A 16148-nucleotide genomic window follows, 5' to 3' on the forward strand; every position below is an offset into this window, starting at 1 on the left:
GGCTTATTGTGACCAGATGTTTAGCTTAGAAAGAGAGTGGGAGGTATTATCAGCTGAGGAGAGATATTATAAACGCCAGACAGAGTTAGCTCGCTTAATGACAGAGTTCTTTGAGTGGTGTCGTAAGCAAGTTGTATTACCTGGGTCAAAATTAGGTACTGCCTTGGAGTATAGCCTGACATACGAAAGCACCTTCCGAAGGGTTTTAGCGGACGGGAATCTCGTTTTATCGAACAACTTGGCAAAGCCCCTTGTCATCGGTCGGAAAAATTGGTTATTCTCTCAAAGTTTTGAGGGCGCCAAGTCAACAGCTATCATCATGAGTTTACTGGAGACGGCCAAGCGCCACGGACTTGAATACTGAAAAATACATCACCCATCTTCTAGAACATCTTCCAAATGAGAAGACACTCGCAAAAGAAGAGGTTCTAGAAGGTTATTTACCATGGAATAAAACCATTCAAGACCACTGCAAGCAAAAACGTTCCAAAGTCAGTTAAGATTTTGGAACGTTTTCAATATACTCTGTTATTGGGCGGTTACGTTTGTCTTCTCTCGTTTTATATTTAGTGCAATGAAAATGCGAGTTTTGAGGTTTTCAAAGTTCCGAAAGCCAAAGCCATTCCGTTTAATGACCTTGATAAGGTTGTTAGTGGCCTCAAGTTTAGCGTTTGAGTAAGGTAGTTCCAAGGCGTTGACAATCTTGTCTTTATTCTTCAAGAAAGTCTTAAAAACCGTCTGAAATATAGGATTTACAGTGGATAAGTCTTCTTCAATAAGACCCAAAAACTGTTCAGCCTGCTTTTCTTGGAAGTGAAAAAGCAATAGCTGATAAAGCCCATAATGTTCTCTCAGTTCTTGAGAATAGCGGAGTAGCTGAGCGACAATCTCCTGCTTGGTCAAGTGCATACGAAACGTGGGACGATAAAAGCATTTATCGCTGAGTTTGCGACTATCTTGCAAAATTAGTTTCCAGTAGCGTTTAAGTGCTCGATATTCGTGCGATTTTCGGTCAAACTGGTTCATTACCTGTATGCGTAGATTTATTCATAGCACGGCTCATGTGTTGGGCCATGTGGAAACGATCAAGGACAATTTTAGCCGAATGGAAGAGTTTCTTAGCGATAGCGTAATAAGGGCTAAACATGTCCATAGTAATGACTTTGACGCGGTTCCTAACGATTCTCGAGTAGCGCAGGAAAGGGTTGCGAATAGTTGCCTGCGTCCGCCATCCAGAATTGCGACGACCTTGAGTGAGTCAAAATCCTGCGCGATGAAGCTCATTTTGCCTTTTTTGAAGCTGTACTCGTCCCAGCTCATGTTAGTTTGCATCCAGGTCAGGTCTGTCTTGAACTGGAATTCCTTTAGCTGGAATTCCTTTAGCTTTCGGCTAACCGTTGAGGTTGATATCGCAAGGCTTTCAGCGGTAGCCGTCATCGCGACTTTCTCAATCAGTTTCTGGGTAATTTTTTGATTAAGAATGAGGGGAATCTGGTGATTTTTCTTGATCAATGACGTCTCCGTGACCGCCATTTTTCCGCACTCCTGACAGCAAAAGCGTCGCTTTCGCAAGCGAATGAGTGTCTTGTACCCTGCGCACTCAAGATAAGGAATTTTGGATGGTTTCTGGAAGTCGTATTTCGCCATTTGACCCTGGCAATGTTGGCATTTTGGAGCAAGGTAGGCCAGCTTGGCGATGACTTCCTTGCGGCTCCCAGTATCCACAACCTCCAAAATAGTGATATTAGGGTCTTTAATTCCGAGTAGGTTTGTGATAAATCTAATTGTTCCATATGATTCTTTCTAATGAGTGGTTTGATTGCTTTTCATTACAGGTCATATGGGGCTTTTTTCATACTCAAAAAGGCTCCATAATCTCCGAGGTGGATTTACCTACTACAGAAATTATAGAGCCATAATTTTTTCCTAGATTATTTATCTGTTGTTTGATATTTTGCTGAGATGTTTTTGATTTCATTGATATGGGCTTGAATCTCGTTATTAAAAACGTGGCCTTTATAGCTTAACTCTTGGTTTAAGTTTTTCAATATGTGCTGTTGACTTTGGATAATATCAATGTTCTTTTTTATATTTGCTAGGCTAGTTTGTATGCCGTCAATGCTATTTTTGGTCTCGGAGAGTTGTGCAATGACACGATCTTTTTTTTCATAGAGTAGGACTGCGCTTGCGGTTAGGAGACCGGCAATCAAAAATGTGTTAAATTTCATAGATTGACCTCTTGAGCGATTTGCTCTGCCATTTTTCCTAAAACTTCAAAATTGGGTTCGTTTGTGGTATACGTGATGTTTATGCCGTCGTTTCCACTGTAGCGAGGGACAAGGTGAATATGAGCATGGAAGACTGTTTGGCCAGCAATTGATTCGTTATTATTGATGATATTCATTGCTGGTGCATTTGTTGATTTTTGGATTGCTCGAGCAATTTTAGGGATACGTTTGAAGAGGCTGCTTGCTGTTGATTCTGACATTTCAAGGACATTTCTAACATGTTCTTTGGGAATGACGAGAGTGTGGCCTGGGGTGGTTTGAGAAATATCTAGAAATGCTAGAACTTCTTGGTCTTCGTATACTTTACAAGAGGGTATGTCTCCTGAAATAATGTTACAAAAAATACAATCTGCCATTTGCTATTACCTTATTCCTGTCTTTTTGATATAATCATTATATCAAAAAAGATGAGAGAAATAAATGTTAAAACTTGAAAACGTGACAGGAGGCTACGTTAATCTTCCTGTATTGAAAAAGGTTAACTTTGAAGTTAAAGACGGTGAATTAGTTGGCTTAATTGGTCTTAACGGTGCTGGTAAGTCAACGACTATTAATGAGATAATTGGTTTATTGACACCTTATGAAGGTCGTATTTCCATTGATGGGGTGACTTTATCTGAACATTTAGAAGAGTACCGTAAAAAAATTGGTTTTATTCCTGAGACGCCAAGCCTTTATGAGGAATTGACTTTACGTGAGCATCTAGAGACTGTTGCCATGGCTTATGATATCGTTGTAGATGTTGCTTTGGAGCGTGCGGAGCCCTTACTTGAAATGTTTCGTTTAACAGATAAGCTGGATTGGTTTCCTACTCAGTTTTCAAAAGGCATGAAGCAAAAAGTTATGATTATTTGTGCTTTTATTGTTGAGCCAAGATTGTTGATTGTAGATGAGCCTTTTTTAGGTTTAGATCCATTGGCAATAAATGATTTAATTGCTCTTTTGGAAATGGAAAAGAAAAAAGGAACATCTATTTTGATGTCAACCCATGTTTTAGATTCGGCTGAGAAGATGTGCGATCGATTTGTCATTCTTCATAAAGGTGAAGTGAGGGCTCATGGGACATTGGCTGATTTGCGAGATTCTTTTGGTAATCAAGAAGCATCGCTGAATGATATTTACATGGCTTTGACTAAAGAGGTTTAAGATGAGAGAGAGGTTTATTGAACGTAGACAAGCTTTTCATAATCGCTGTCTTAAATATCTAAAATATGTCTTTAATGATCACTTTGTGCTTGTATTAATTTTTTTGCTTGGTTTTTTACTTTATCAATATCGCCAATTATTAGATCATTTTCCAACGGAACCATCGGGGCTTATCTTGGTATTATCTCTCTTAATTTTGGGAGGGGTACCTTTAGGCTCAATTGCCACATTTATAGAGCCAGCGGATCAATTTTTTATATTAACTAAAGAAAAAGAAGTTATAGAATGGATAAGAGGAGCGGCTAATAGAACGTTTGTTCTTTGGGGAACATTAGAAGTTGTTTTTCTTTTGTTGCTGTATCCTATTTTAGTATTGCTAGGGATTTCATTTTGGGGCTTTGTTTTCTTAGCATTGCTTATTTTAGGGCTGAAATATGTTTGTATTCAGTATAAGCTTAGACGATTTATAACAAATACTGGAGAACTTGATTGGCGTGAAGCTATTGCAGCGGAACAAAAACGTCGACAATCTCTTTTGAAATTTTTTGCCCTTTTTACAACTGTTAAGGGAATTTCAAGTTCAGTTAAGCGTCGAACATATCTAGATGTCGTGACAAAGTATGTTGAGAAAACTTCTTCAAAGACATGGTGTAATCTTTATTTGCGTGCCTTTTTACGTTCTGGGGATTATCTAGGATTAGCATTAAGATTGATGTTGCTGTCTCTTGTTTGCCTCTTTTTTGTAAAAATTGATTGGTTGGCAGTTGGTTTAGCTTTTTTGTTCACCTATCTTTTAGCTTTTCAGCTTCTAGCGCTATACGGACACTATGATTATCAGTATATGACAGAGCTCTTTCCTCTTAGGAGAAGTCTTAAAAAGACAAACTTATTGGTTTTTTTGAAGGTGTTAATTTATGGTCTGACCTTAGTGTCACTCCCTTTTTCTGGAAGTTTAAAAAGTGCAGCTCTGCTATTGGTCTTAAATTTTGTCCTTATAGAAGGATATTTACGTTATAAAGTGAAGAAGATGATTGACTAGAGTCTTGAAAACAAGTAAAATAATAGGGAATGACTAGAATTGAAGGAGAGTTAAGGTGACTACGACGGATAAAGACTTAACCTTAAAACCCTTGTTGGGAAAAAGTGGACAGGCTTTTATGGGAGAATATCCTAATGGTGAGCGTGTTTTTGTCAAATTAAATACAACTCCGATTTTAGCTGCCTTGGCTAAGGAACACATCACGCCGCAATTGTTGTGGGCTAAGCGTACAGCAGGTGGTGATATGATGAGTGCACAGGAATGGCTAGATGGGCGTTTATTAAATAAAGCAGACATGAACAGTAAGCAGATTGCTCAGATTCTTTTGCAGTTGCACCGTTCAAAACCCCTGGTTAATCAACTTTTGCAGTTGAATTATATTATTGAAAACCCTTTTGAACTTTTACAGGATTGGGATAAAAATGCTCCGATGCAGTTGCGTCAAAATATCTACTTACAATCAATCGTAACAGAATTAAAGAAAAACCTTCCGGATTTTAATCCTGAATTAGCGACCATTGTCCATGGTGATGTTCGTCATAGTAATTGGGTTATTACAACAAGTGGGCTTGTTTACTTAGTTGATTGGGATTCAGTGCGTTTAACGGATCGGATGTATGACGTAGCACATATTTTAAGCCATTATATTCCTCATAATCGTTGGGCAGAATGGCTCAGTTATTATGGTTATAAGAATAATGATCTGGTTAAGAAGAAAATCTATTGGTATGGGCAGTTATCTTATTTGTCACAGATTCTAAAATTTTATGATGTTTATGATATGGAACATGTTAATCGTGAAATTTATGAGCTCCGCCAATTTAGAAGTTTATTTTAGAAAGAAAATATGAGAGTTAGAAAACGAAAGGGTGCGGAAGAGCATCTTGAAAATCACCCTCAGTATGTCATCCTAAGTCCTGAGGCGTCAAAAGGACATTGGCATGAGGTTTTTGGAAATGATAACCCCATTCACATCGAAGTTGGTTCTGGTAAAGGTGGCTTTATTACAGGGATGGCTCTTCAAAACCCAGAGATTAATTACATTGGTATTGATATTCAGCTATCCGTATTGAGCTATGCTTTGGATAAGGTTCTAGAAAGCGGGGCTAAAAATGTGAAATTGCTTCGAGTAGATGGTTCGAGTTTGACAAACTATTTCGAAGACGGCGAAGTTGATATGATGTATTTGAATTTTTCTGATCCTTGGCCAAAGACTAAGCATGAAAAACGTCGTTTAACTTATAAAACGTTTTTAGATATTTATAAGCAAATTTTACCGAAACATGGTGAGATTCACTTTAAAACGGATAATAGAGGCTTATTTGAATACAGCTTGGCAAGTTTTTCGCAGTATGGAATGACGTTGAAAAAAGTTTGGCTTGATTTACATGCTGATGAAACGTTCACGAACAATGTTATGACTGAATATGAGAAAAAATTCTCTGATAAAGGTCAGGTTATATATCGTGTGGAAGCTAGATTTTAAGTTTTAGCAGACTTTTAAAATCGTTGCTTATTTGAAAAATAGTAAACCACACCGTGAATATTTATGTTATAATTATTGGGTAGTCTTTACCCATATGGAGAGGTCGCATAGTGGCCGAGTGCGCACGCTTGGAAAGCGTGTAGTCCTTAACGGGGCTCGGGGGTTCGAATCCCCTCCTCTCCTTTTATCCCCTTGATATATCGAGGTTTTGAGGGTGTTTGCCCACCATTTGCTCACCGATTTCAAATTTTATTGAAAATATCTTTGACCATTTGGTCTTTTTTTGTTTCCTGTTAGTTGTGGGAATGGGGTAACCGATAGTTTTATTGAAAAATTGAGTTAGTACAATCTATTTATCGGTAGTTGCAGGAAGAAGTTTGGGATTAGGTATGGGAGAAGGCAGAAACTGTCCGCTTGTGAGGTGAATATATTTTGATATAGACAATATGTAAAATCTCCAGTTGAAAATTTGTGTATTTGTTTGTTCACTAGGATTATAACAGAGGAACTGCCAAAATCATTAGAATAGGGGCTAATAAAACGATTCTATTTGACTTAAATATTGCAAGTCTTGGGCTTAATTCAGTATAAATTTTGTATTATCATATTCTTGGATTCTTGAATAAATTGGTAAATCATGTTAGAATGATATGATAAGTTTTTCGAAAGGAAAAAGAATGGCAAATATGTTACGTACACTTATCGAAAACGATAAGGGTGAATTACGAAAATTAGATAAATTAGCAAAAAAAGTTGAAAGCTATGAATCAGCAATGGCGGCTCTCCCAGATGAGGAGCTTCAGGCTAAGACTTCTGAATTTAAAGCGCGTTACCAAGCTGGTGAAACACTAGATGATTTGTTACCAGAAGCTTATGCGGTTGTTCGTGAGGCAGCCAAACGTGTCCTTGGGCTTTTTCCATACCATGTACAGGTCATGGGGGGAATTGTTCTTCACCATGGTGACGTTCCAGAAATGCGTACAGGTGAAGGAAAGACTTTGACAGCGACGATGCCTGTTTATTTGAATGCTTTATCGGGTGAGGGAGTTCACGTTGTTACCGTTAATGAATATCTTTCTGAACGTGATGCGACGGAGATGGGAGAACTTTATAGCTGGTTAGGACTTTCTGTTGGGATTAACTTAGCAGCAAAATCATCAGCAGAAAAACGTGAAGCTTATAATTGTGATATAACCTACACAACCAACTCTGAAGTAGGTTTTGATTATTTACGTGATAACATGGTTACTCGTAAAGAAGCTATGGTACAGCGTCCGCTTAACTATGCTTTGGTTGATGAGGTTGACTCAGTTCTTATTGATGAAGCGCGTACACCATTGATTATCTCAGGTGCTCAGAGTACAGACATTAGTAAGTTATACGATTTAGCAGATCATTGTGTTAAAGGCTTGTCAGAGGAAGATTATATTATTGATATTCCAACGAAGACTATTGGTTTATCGGATTCAGGTATAGATAAGGTTGAGAGCTATTTCAAACTCGATAATCTTTATGATTTAGAGAATGTTGCTTTGACACACTTTATTGACAATGCTTTGCGTGCTAACTATATCATGACTTTAGATATTGATTATGTGGTTAGTCCAAATAAGGAAATCTTAATTGTAGATCAATTTACAGGTCGTACCATGGAAGGACGTCGTTTCTCTGATGGTCTTCATCAGGCGATTGAGGCTAAAGAGCATGTGCCAATTCAAGATGAGTCTAAGACAAGTGCAAGTATTACTTACCAAAACTTCTTCCGTATGTACAAGAAATTGTCAGGGATGACTGGTACTGCTAAGACTGAGGAAGAGGAATTCCGTGAAGTTTATAATATGCGCGTGATTCCAATTCCAACGAACCGACCAATTCAGCGTATTGATAATTCAGATCTCCTTTATCCAACTCTTCGTGCGAAATTTAGAGCCGTTGTAGAGGATGTGAAACGTCGTTATGAAAAGGGGCAACCAGTCCTTGTTGGTACGGTTGCGGTTGAAACGTCAGATTTGATTTCTAAATTATTAGTTGAAGCTGGTGTACCGCATGAAGTCTTGAATGCGAAAAACCATGCTAAAGAGGCTCAAATTATTATGAATGCAGGCCAGCGTGGTGCGGTTACTATTGCGACCAACATGGCCGGCCGTGGTACGGATATCAAGTTAGGTGAGGGTGTTCGCGAACTAGGTGGTCTTTGTGTGATTGGTACAGAGCGCCATGAAAGTCGTCGTATTGACAATCAGCTTCGTGGACGTTCTGGACGTCAAGGGGATCCAGGTGAATCACAATTTTACCTATCATTTGAAGATGATTTGATGCGCCGTTTTGGTTCTGATCGTATTAAAGCTCTCTTTGAGAAAATGCGTCTTGATGAAGATGATACGGTTATTGAATCAAAAATGTTAACGCGTCAGGTTGAATCAGCTCAAAAACGTGTTGAAGGGAATAACTATGATACCCGTAAACAGGTCCTTCAATATGATGATGTGATGAGAGAGCAACGTGAAATTATCTATGCAGAACGTTACGATGTTATCACTGCAGAGCGTGACCTTGGTCCAGAAATCAAGGCGATGGTAAAACGCACGATTGATCGTACGGTGGATGCTCACGCACGTGTTAATAATCGTCAAGAAGTTTTTGAGGCAATCCTTAATTTTGCACAAATGAGTCTTTTACCAGAAGAAGAGATTACTTTATCTGATTTAGAGGGTAAAAAAGATGCTGAAATTAAGGCTCTGCTATTTGGCAAGGCAATGGCGCATTATGATAATCAAATCAGTAAACTTCGTGATGAAGAATCTCTCAAAGAATTCCAAAAAGTGTTGATTTTGATGGTGGTTGATAATCACTGGACAGAGCATATGAATGCTTTGGATCAATTGCGTAGTGCAGTTGGTTTACGTGGGTATGCTCAGAATAATCCTGTTGTTGAGTACCAATCTGAAGGCTTCAAGATGTTCCAAGATATGATTGGTTCAATTGAGTTTGATATCACTCGTACAATGATGAAAGCACAGATTCATGAGCAAAGACGTGAAGAGGTCCCGTCATCATCTCACACATCTGCGACAGCTAATATTGCAGCTCAAACACCAGGTGCTGTTGAAGAAGAAACTATTGATTTTTCTGATGTTGACCGCAATGATAAGTGCCCATGTGGTTCAGGTAAAAAATATAAGAATTGCCACATGCGTTAATTGTAGGTAATATGAAGGGCGTGAAATCCTTGTGATTTCAGCCTTTTTTCTTTCTCTTTTTCGTGGTATAATGAAAGATACTATAATTGATATTTAGGGAGTGGGTCTGATGACATTTTATAACCACAAAGACATTGAGCCTAGGTGGCAAAAGCACTGGGCAGACAATCATACTTTTAAGACAGGGACGGATGCGTCAAAGCCTAAGTTTTATGCGCTTGACATGTTCCCTTACCCATCTGGTGCAGGGCTTCACGTTGGTCATCCAGAAGGTTACACTGCGACTGATATTTTGAGTCGTTTCAAGCGTGCGCAGGGCTACAATGTTCTTCACCCAATGGGTTGGGATGCGTTTGGTCTTCCAGCTGAGCAATATGCGATGGATACTGGTAATGACCCAGCTGAATTTACAGCGGAAAACATTGCTAATTTTAAACGTCAAATCAATGCGCTAGGCTTCTCATACGATTGGGAACGTGAAATTAATACGACGGATCCAAATTATTATAAATGGACGCAGTGGATTTTCACGAAATTGTATGAAAAAGGTTTGGCCTATGAAGCAGAAGTACCAGTAAATTGGGTTGAGGAGCTTGGAACAGCCATTGCCAATGAAGAAGTACTGCCTGACGGAACTTCTGAGCGTGGTGGCTATCCTGTTGTCCGCAAACCGATGCGTCAATGGATGCTGAAAATCACAGCCTATGCAGAGCGTTTACTTGAAGATTTGGAAGAAGTCGATTGGCCAGAGTCTATTAAAGACATGCAACGCAACTGGATTGGCAAATCAACAGGTGCGAACGTAACGTTTAACATCAAAGATACTGACAAAGACTTTACGGTATTTACAACACGTCCTGACACGCTTTTCGGTGCGACTTACGCTGTTTTAGCGCCAGAACATGCTTTGGTAGATAGCATTACAACGGCAGGACAGGCAGAAGCAGTTGCGGAATACAAACGCCAAGCAAGTCTCAAATCAGACCTTGCTCGTACAGACCTTGCCAAAGAAAAAACAGGCGTGTGGACGGGTGCTTATGCGGTTAACCCTGTTAACGGTAAAGAAATGCCAATCTGGATTGCAGACTATGTGCTTGCTAGCTACGGAACGGGTGCTATCATGGCGGTACCTGCTCATGATGACCGTGACTGGGAATTTGCGAAGCAATTTGACCTTGAGATTATTCCAGTTCTTGAAGGTGGTAATGTTGAAGAAGTAGCTTATACAGAAGATGGTGCTCACATCAATTCAGACTTTCTTGACGGCTTGAACAAGGAAGAAGCTATCGCTAAGATGGTCGCTTGGTTGGAAGAAAAAGAAGTGGGTAACGAAAAAGTCACTTACCGTCTTCGTGACTGGCTCTTTAGCCGTCAACGTTATTGGGGGGAACCAATCCCAATTATCCATTGGGAAGATGGGACGTCAACGGCTGTGCCAGAAAATGAATTGCCGCTTGTTCTTCCAGTAACAAAAGACATCCGTCCTTCAGGTACGGGTGAGAGCCCACTGGCTAACTTGACAGACTGGTTGGAAGTTGTTCGTGAGGATGGTGTCAAAGGTCGTCGTGAGACCAACACCATGCCACAATGGGCTGGTTCAAGCTGGTACTACCTACGCTATATTGACCCGCATAATGATGAAAAATTAGCTGATGAAGAGCTGTTGAAACAATGGTTACCAGTCGATATTTACGTCGGTGGTGCAGAACATGCCGTACTTCACTTGCTTTACGCACGCTTCTGGCACAAGGTGCTTTATGACCTCGGAGTGGTGCCAACCAAAGAGCCATTCCAAAAACTCTTTAACCAGGGTATGATTCTGGGAACCAGCTACCGTGATCACCGTGGTGCGCTTGTGGCGACTGATAAGGTTGAAAAACGTGATGGTAGCTTCTTCCACATGGAAACTGGTGAAGAGCTTGAGCAAGCGCCAGCAAAGATGTCTAAATCCCTTAAAAACGTCGTTAACCCAGATGATGTTGTGGAACAATTCGGTGCAGATACCCTTCGTGTGTACGAAATGTTCATGGGGCCACTTGATGCATCGATCGCTTGGAGTGAAGAAGGGCTTGAAGGCTCACGTAAGTTCCTTGACCGCGTTTACCGTTTGATCACGACTAAAGAGATTGTGGCGGAAAATAGCGGAGCGCTTGACAAGGTTTACCATGAGACGGTTAAAGCAGTCACTGAGCAAATTGAAGGTATGAAATTCAATACAGCCATTGCTCAGCTCATGATTTTTGTCAACGCAGCCAACAAAGAAGACAAGCTTTACGCAGAGTATGCCAAAGGTTTTGTGCAGTTGATTGCCCCATTTGCGCCGCACTTGGGTGAAGAATTGTGGCAAGTCTTGACCGCAACAGGTGAGTCCATCTCACATGTGGCTTGGCCGACCTATGACGAAAGCAAACTCGTTGAAAACGAAGTGGAAATCGTTATCCAAATCAAAGGAAAAGTGAAGGCGAAACTTGTGGTTGCCAAAGACCTTTCGAAAGAAGAGCTGGAAAAAGTTGCCCTTGCTAACGACAAAGTCCAAGCTGAAATTGCAGGTAAGGAAGTTGTTAAAGTAATTGCGGTTCCAAGCAAGCTCGTTAATATCGTTATCAAGTAATAATACCCTCGTTTGTCTGTCTATTTCCTACTTAAGGCTAGGACAAAAAGAGTTTTAGTTTAGAAAATCTATCCCAATTAAATCTAATTTTCTAATAAAATATATAAACGAACAAAGATACTCTTATATATTTGGCTCTTTGTCAACTGTAGTGGGTTGACCAATTTAACACCGAGAGAGGACACGATTTGTCTTCTCTCGTTTTATGTTTATGGCAATGAAAATACGAGTTTTAAAGTTTTCAAAATTTCTGAAGCCAAAAGCATTACGCTTAATGACCTTGATGATGTTGTTGGTTGCTTCAAGCATGGCGTTAGAGTAGGGCAATTCCAAGGCATTGATAACCTTGTCCCTATCCTTCAAAAAGGTTTTCAATACCGTCTGAAAGACAGGATTGGCGTTTGGAATGGTCTCCTCGATCAGTCTAAAAAACTGGTCAGCCTGTTTCTCCTGGAAATGGAAAAGCAGAAGCTGGTAGAGCTCGTAATGTTGCCTTAACTTTTGAGAATAGCTGAGCAGCTTTGTGACAATTTCCTGATTAGTCAAGTGCATGCGAAAAGTCGGGCGATAGAAGTGTTTATCGCTGAGCTTTAGACTGTCTTGAAGAATCAGTTTCCAGTAACGTTTTAGGGTCCGATACTGGTTCGATTTTCGGTCAAACTGGTTCATGATTTGGACACGCAGTCGGTTCATGGCCCGGCTCATGTGCTGAACGATATGGAAACGATCAAGGACGATTTTAGCAGATGGAAATGGTTTCTTAGCGATGTCGTAGTATGGGCTGAACATGTCCATGGTGATGATTTTAACACGGTTTCTGACGCTTCTCGGATAGCGCAGAAAGAGGTTGCGGATGGTTGCTTGTGTCCGTCCATCCAGAATAGCGACGACCTTGAGTGAGTCAAAATCCTGCGCGATGAAGCTCATTTTGCCTTTCTTGAAGGAGTATTCGTCCCATGACATATTCTCAGGCATCCAAGTCAAGTCAGTCTTGAATTGGAACTCCTTGAGTTTTCGGATGACGGTTGAGGTTGACACCGCTAGATTCTCTGCAATGGTTGTCATGGAGACTTTCTGATTGAGAATGACGGGAATTTGGTGTTTTTTCTTGATCAGTGAAGTTTCAGCGACAGCCATTTTCCCGCAATTAGGACAGCGGAAACGGCGCTTACTTAGACGAATCAGGGTTTTATAGCCAGCGCACTCCAAATAAGGTATTTTGGAGGCTTTCTGGAAGTCATATTTAGCCATCTGAGCTTGGCAGTTGTGGCATTTGGGAGCTTGGTACTCCAGCTTGGCGAGGACATCCTTGTGGGTTCCAGCATCGATGACATCCAAAATCGTAATATTAGGGTCTTTTATTCCGAGTAGGTTTGTGATAAAATCGAATTGTTCCATATGAGTCTTTCTAATGAGTTGTTTTGTCGCTTTTCATTATAGGTCATATGGGACTTTTTCTATACTCAAAAAGGCTCCATAATCTCTGCGGGGAATTTACCCACTACAGAAATTATAGAGCCTTTTGAATTTACCACCCTTTGTACTACCCCTAGTGAAAATGAGGTATAGTAAGAGGGTAACCCAAAATGGGGCAACCCTGATGCTGTATTTTTATACTGAATTCATTTTAAAATCTAAAATTGTGGATCTTATATGAAAACAAATGGAGTAGATTAGATGTTTCTTGTTGTAGAAATTCAACTAGATTTAGAATTTATATCGAGACTAGAGGTTGGAACAAATGATATACTTCCCTTATAGTGGACAGTGAAAAAACAAAAATTCACTAGAAACTAAAAGGGGAGTTTTCGTATGTCAAATTGACGCAGTGGTTGATTGGAAGTTCTAAACCTAGCGCTCCTTCATTTTCAAGTGGCACCTAAAACAGCCATCAGACTATTTTTATATCACGCTATCGTTAGCGGCCGTCCTTTGCGGATGTGGGAGTGAAACTGTCTAGTAGATACTTTCAGATTGAGCTTTAAAACGAAAAAGATAATGGAGACTTTAGACTTGAAAATAAGCAATGGAACTTCGTTAGAAGGTTTTGACACCGGCTTTATTTCCTACCTCCAAAGGTTTACCAGACTTTTGGAGTGTCCCTACTACATAAGGCTAACTGTGCAAAAATTTGTGAATACAAGCTATCAGATTTTGATTTTAAATGAGTATTAATAGTTTAAATTTTGTTATAACTCCCTCAAACTAGGAAAGGAGGTGAATGATATATGGAGGTTTCAACATCATTTCTTGTCGCTGTATCAAGCGGTGTTGTTATTGATACTGGTTAAATATCCGTGATAAGTAGCCCTAGGGGCAAAATAAAATCCCATCAAGGAATGCTGGAGGAGGGGGTTACACGACGGACGATTGCATGAAAGATTTTTAGCAAGAAAGCAAAGCTTTTGGCATTTCAATCTTCGGCTTTTTCAAAAATATGTTTTATTATTTAGCTATTTTCCTTTTAAAAATTTTTGCAAATAATTTTTTTAAAGAGGTAACTCAAAATGGTAAATGGTACAGTAAAATGGTTTGATAAAGAAAATGGTTTTGGTTTTATCCAACAAGAAGAAGGATTAGATGTTTTACATACTTGTTACAAATTCAAACTGATGGCTTTAAATTCCTAGAAAATAGTGAAAAAGTAATATTTGAAGTTGAGCAAGGGGAACGTGGATTGTGAGATGTTAATATTACTAGAATTAATGAATCATCAACAAAAAGCTTAGAAAATTCTGAGCTTTTTGTTGATGAATCTAAGATTATGAAACATGAACTTAGTAAGATTGATAAAACAAGTTTAAGATAATGTATTCACGTTTTTCAGTGTCAAGATTTAGCATCAACACGGGGTTACAAATAAAAAATCCATAATGGTGTAATATAAATCAGTACAGTACAAAATGGCCAAGCACCTCGGAGGTGAGATGAAAATCATTTTAAAGAATTCCCAATTTTGTTGTTGTTAATATTTATTATCTAAATTACAAAATATATGCTATAATAACAATACTATATTATTTTTAGGAGTTATTTTTCATGGAAGACCCTAGTAGTCAGTCCTTATTGATTCAATTTATTGTACTTATTGTTTTAACTTTTCTGAATGCTTTTTTCTCAGCTTCTGAAATGGCGTTAGTTTCACTTAATCGATCTCGTGTTGAACAAAAGGCTGAGGAAGGTGAAAAAAAATATATTCGTCTGTTAAAGGTTTTAGAAAATCCTAACAATTTTTTATCTACTATCCAGGTTGGAATTACTTTCATTTCTCTTTTACAGGGGGCTAGTTTATCCGCTTCGCTTGGACGAGTGATTGCAGGTTGGCTTGGTGATGTTCAATATGCTACTACAATTGGTTCAGTGGCATCTTTGATTTTTTTAACGTATATTTCCATCGTTCTCGGCGAGCTTTATCCGAAGCGGATTGCGATGAATTTGAAGGAGAATTTGGCAGTTGTCTCAGCACCTGTAATTATCTTTGTGGGTAAAATTGTTAGCCCTTTTGTATGGTTATTATCAGCTTCTACAAATCTTCTTAGTCGAATGACTCCTATGGATTTTGATGATGCAGATGAACAGATGACTCGAGATGAGATTGAGTACATGTTGACTAGAAGTGAAGCAAGTCTAGATGCTGATGAGATTGAAATGCTTCAAGGGGTCTTTTCTTTGGATGAAATGCTGGCGCGAGAAGTTATGGTTCCTAGGACAGATGCTTTTATGGTTGACATCAATGCTGATACTCAGGAAACTATTCAGGAAATTCTTAAGCAAAGTTTTTCACGTATTCCAGTTTATGATGGGGATAAAGATAAAGTTATTGGCCTCATTCATACAAAAAATTTGCTTAGTGCAGCTTTTAATCAAGGTTTTGAAAATATAAATTTTCGTCGAATCATGCAGGAGCCTCTCTTTGTTCCAGAAACCATTTTTATAGATGATCTTTTAACTGCTTTTAGAAATAGCCAAAGGCAGTTAGCTATTTTATTGGATGAGTATGGGGGTGTAGCGGGTTTAGTGACTCTGGAAGATCTTTTAGAAGAAATTGTTGGTGAGATTGATGATGAGAGTGATAAATCTGAGATTTTTGTCAGAGAAATCGCTGAACATACTTATATTGTTCAAGGAAATATGACTCTGAATGATTTTAACGAATATTTTGAGACAGAACTTGAAAGTGATGATGTCGATACCATTGCTGGTTTTTATCTGACTGGTGTTGGGACGATTCCAAGCCAAGAAGATAAAGAGATTTATGAATTAGATAATAATAATAAGCATTTGGTTTTGATTAATGATAAGGTCAAAGATGGTCGTGTTACCAAGTTGAAACTTATTTTAACTCAGCTTGCGATTACAGAAGAAGAATATTAAAAAA

At 39.1% G+C, this 16148-nt stretch carries 11 protein-coding genes, 1 tRNA gene and 2 pseudogenes; 10 read left to right on the forward strand and 4 right to left on the reverse strand.

Going from position 1 to position 16148, the window contains the following annotated elements; all coding sequences use genetic code 11:
- A pseudogene (locus tag GZ996_RS02510) lies at nucleotides 1–500 on the forward strand (IS66 family transposase); the annotation flags it as partial.
- A 28-nt stretch (nucleotides 501–528) separates the two neighbouring features.
- Here GZ996_RS02510 and GZ996_RS02515 read toward each other — a convergent pair.
- From GZ996_RS02515 to GZ996_RS02525, 3 genes and pseudogenes are all read right to left on the reverse strand, one after another.
- Nucleotides 529–1785 (reverse strand): annotated as a pseudogene (locus tag GZ996_RS02515) (ISL3 family transposase).
- Between the two features lie 146 nt (nucleotides 1786–1931).
- Complete coding sequence (locus tag GZ996_RS02520; protein ID WP_162011266.1) at nucleotides 1932–2228, reverse strand: chemotaxis protein; 297 nt, start codon at nucleotides 2226–2228, stop codon at nucleotides 1932–1934.
- Entirely contained in the window at nucleotides 2225–2644 is a 420-nt protein-coding gene (locus tag GZ996_RS02525; RefSeq protein ID WP_156806515.1) for an HIT family protein, read from the reverse strand. Before GZ996_RS02525 ends, GZ996_RS02520 begins: the two co-directional genes overlap by 4 nt.
- 64 nt (nucleotides 2645–2708) lie before the next feature.
- On the opposite strand from GZ996_RS02525, the gene GZ996_RS02530 reads away from it, so the two are divergent.
- The 7 genes from GZ996_RS02530 (at nucleotide 2709) to leuS (ending at nucleotide 11770) form a co-directional block, all read left to right on the forward strand.
- A complete protein-coding gene (locus GZ996_RS02530; protein WP_161979721.1) occupies nucleotides 2709–3434 on the forward strand; it encodes an ABC transporter ATP-binding protein in 726 nt (241 codons plus the stop codon).
- A gap of 1 nt (nucleotide 3435) precedes the next feature.
- Nucleotides 3436–4473 carry an ABC transporter permease gene (locus GZ996_RS02535; protein ID WP_156806517.1) on the forward strand — a complete coding sequence of 346 codons (1038 nt, stop codon included), beginning with the start codon at nucleotides 3436–3438 and terminating at the stop codon, nucleotides 4471–4473.
- Nucleotides 4474–4528: 55 nt separating this feature from the next.
- The gene (gene ccrZ / locus GZ996_RS02540) at nucleotides 4529–5311 is read left to right on the forward strand and encodes a cell cycle regulator CcrZ (RefSeq protein ID WP_156806518.1); all 783 of its coding nucleotides are present in this window, start codon (nucleotides 4529–4531) and stop codon (nucleotides 5309–5311) included.
- 9 nt (nucleotides 5312–5320) lie between these two features.
- A complete protein-coding gene (gene trmB / locus GZ996_RS02545) occupies nucleotides 5321–5959 on the forward strand; it encodes a tRNA (guanosine(46)-N7)-methyltransferase TrmB (RefSeq protein ID WP_162011267.1) in 639 nt (212 codons plus the stop codon).
- A 96-nt stretch (nucleotides 5960–6055) separates the two neighbouring features.
- Nucleotides 6056–6142, forward strand: a tRNA-Ser gene (locus tag GZ996_RS02550).
- Nucleotides 6143–6636: 494 nt separating this feature from the next.
- Complete coding sequence (gene secA / locus GZ996_RS02555) at nucleotides 6637–9159, forward strand: preprotein translocase subunit SecA (protein WP_161980361.1); 2523 nt, start codon at nucleotides 6637–6639, stop codon at nucleotides 9157–9159.
- 109 nt (nucleotides 9160–9268) lie between these two features.
- On the forward strand, nucleotides 9269–11770 hold the full coding sequence (leuS, locus tag GZ996_RS02560; protein WP_162011268.1) for a leucine--tRNA ligase: 2502 nt from the start codon (nucleotides 9269–9271) through the stop codon (nucleotides 11768–11770).
- Between the two features lie 165 nt (nucleotides 11771–11935).
- Here leuS and GZ996_RS02565 read toward each other — a convergent pair whose 3' ends face one another.
- Nucleotides 11936–13168 (reverse strand): ISL3 family transposase, encoded by a 1233-nt coding sequence (locus GZ996_RS02565; RefSeq protein WP_162011269.1) that lies wholly within the window; start codon nucleotides 13166–13168, stop codon nucleotides 11936–11938.
- 1109 nt (nucleotides 13169–14277) lie between these two features.
- On the opposite strand from GZ996_RS02565, the gene GZ996_RS02570 reads away from it, so the two are divergent.
- Entirely contained in the window at nucleotides 14278–14400 is a 123-nt protein-coding gene (locus tag GZ996_RS02570) for a cold-shock protein (RefSeq protein WP_380433577.1), read from the forward strand.
- 409 nt (nucleotides 14401–14809) lie between these two features.
- Nucleotides 14810–16144, forward strand: coding sequence for a hemolysin family protein (locus GZ996_RS02575; RefSeq protein WP_156806925.1), 1335 nt, complete (start codon nucleotides 14810–14812; stop codon nucleotides 16142–16144).
- Nucleotides 16145–16148 lie beyond the last annotated feature (4 nt).

The sequence above is a fragment of the Streptococcus sp. S784/96/1 genome (assembly GCF_902729355.1).
Lineage (GTDB): Bacteria > Bacillota > Bacilli > Lactobacillales > Streptococcaceae > Streptococcus > Streptococcus caledonicus.

What these genes read in the sequence shown, in the direction of transcription:
- GZ996_RS02520 (WP_162011266.1), bottom strand. Translation starts at nt 2,228, where the DNA reads ATGAAATTTAACACATTTTTGATTGCCGGTCTCCTAACCGCAAGCGCA.
- GZ996_RS02525 (WP_156806515.1), bottom strand. Translation starts at nt 2,644, where the DNA reads ATGGCAGATTGTATTTTTTGTAACATTATTTCAGGAGACATACCCTCT.
- GZ996_RS02530 (WP_161979721.1), top strand. Translation starts at nt 2,709, where the DNA reads ATGTTAAAACTTGAAAACGTGACAGGAGGCTACGTTAATCTTCCTGTA.
- GZ996_RS02535 (WP_156806517.1), top strand. Translation starts at nt 3,436, where the DNA reads ATGAGAGAGAGGTTTATTGAACGTAGACAAGCTTTTCATAATCGCTGT.
- trmB (WP_162011267.1), top strand. Translation starts at nt 5,321, where the DNA reads ATGAGAGTTAGAAAACGAAAGGGTGCGGAAGAGCATCTTGAAAATCAC.
- secA (WP_161980361.1), top strand. Translation starts at nt 6,637, where the DNA reads ATGGCAAATATGTTACGTACACTTATCGAAAACGATAAGGGTGAATTA.
- leuS (WP_162011268.1), top strand. Translation starts at nt 9,269, where the DNA reads ATGACATTTTATAACCACAAAGACATTGAGCCTAGGTGGCAAAAGCAC.
- GZ996_RS02565 (WP_162011269.1), bottom strand. Translation starts at nt 13,168, where the DNA reads ATGGAACAATTCGATTTTATCACAAACCTACTCGGAATAAAAGACCCT.
- GZ996_RS02570 (WP_380433577.1), top strand. Translation starts at nt 14,278, where the DNA reads ATGGTAAATGGTACAGTAAAATGGTTTGATAAAGAAAATGGTTTTGGT.
- GZ996_RS02575 (WP_156806925.1), top strand. Translation starts at nt 14,810, where the DNA reads ATGGAAGACCCTAGTAGTCAGTCCTTATTGATTCAATTTATTGTACTT.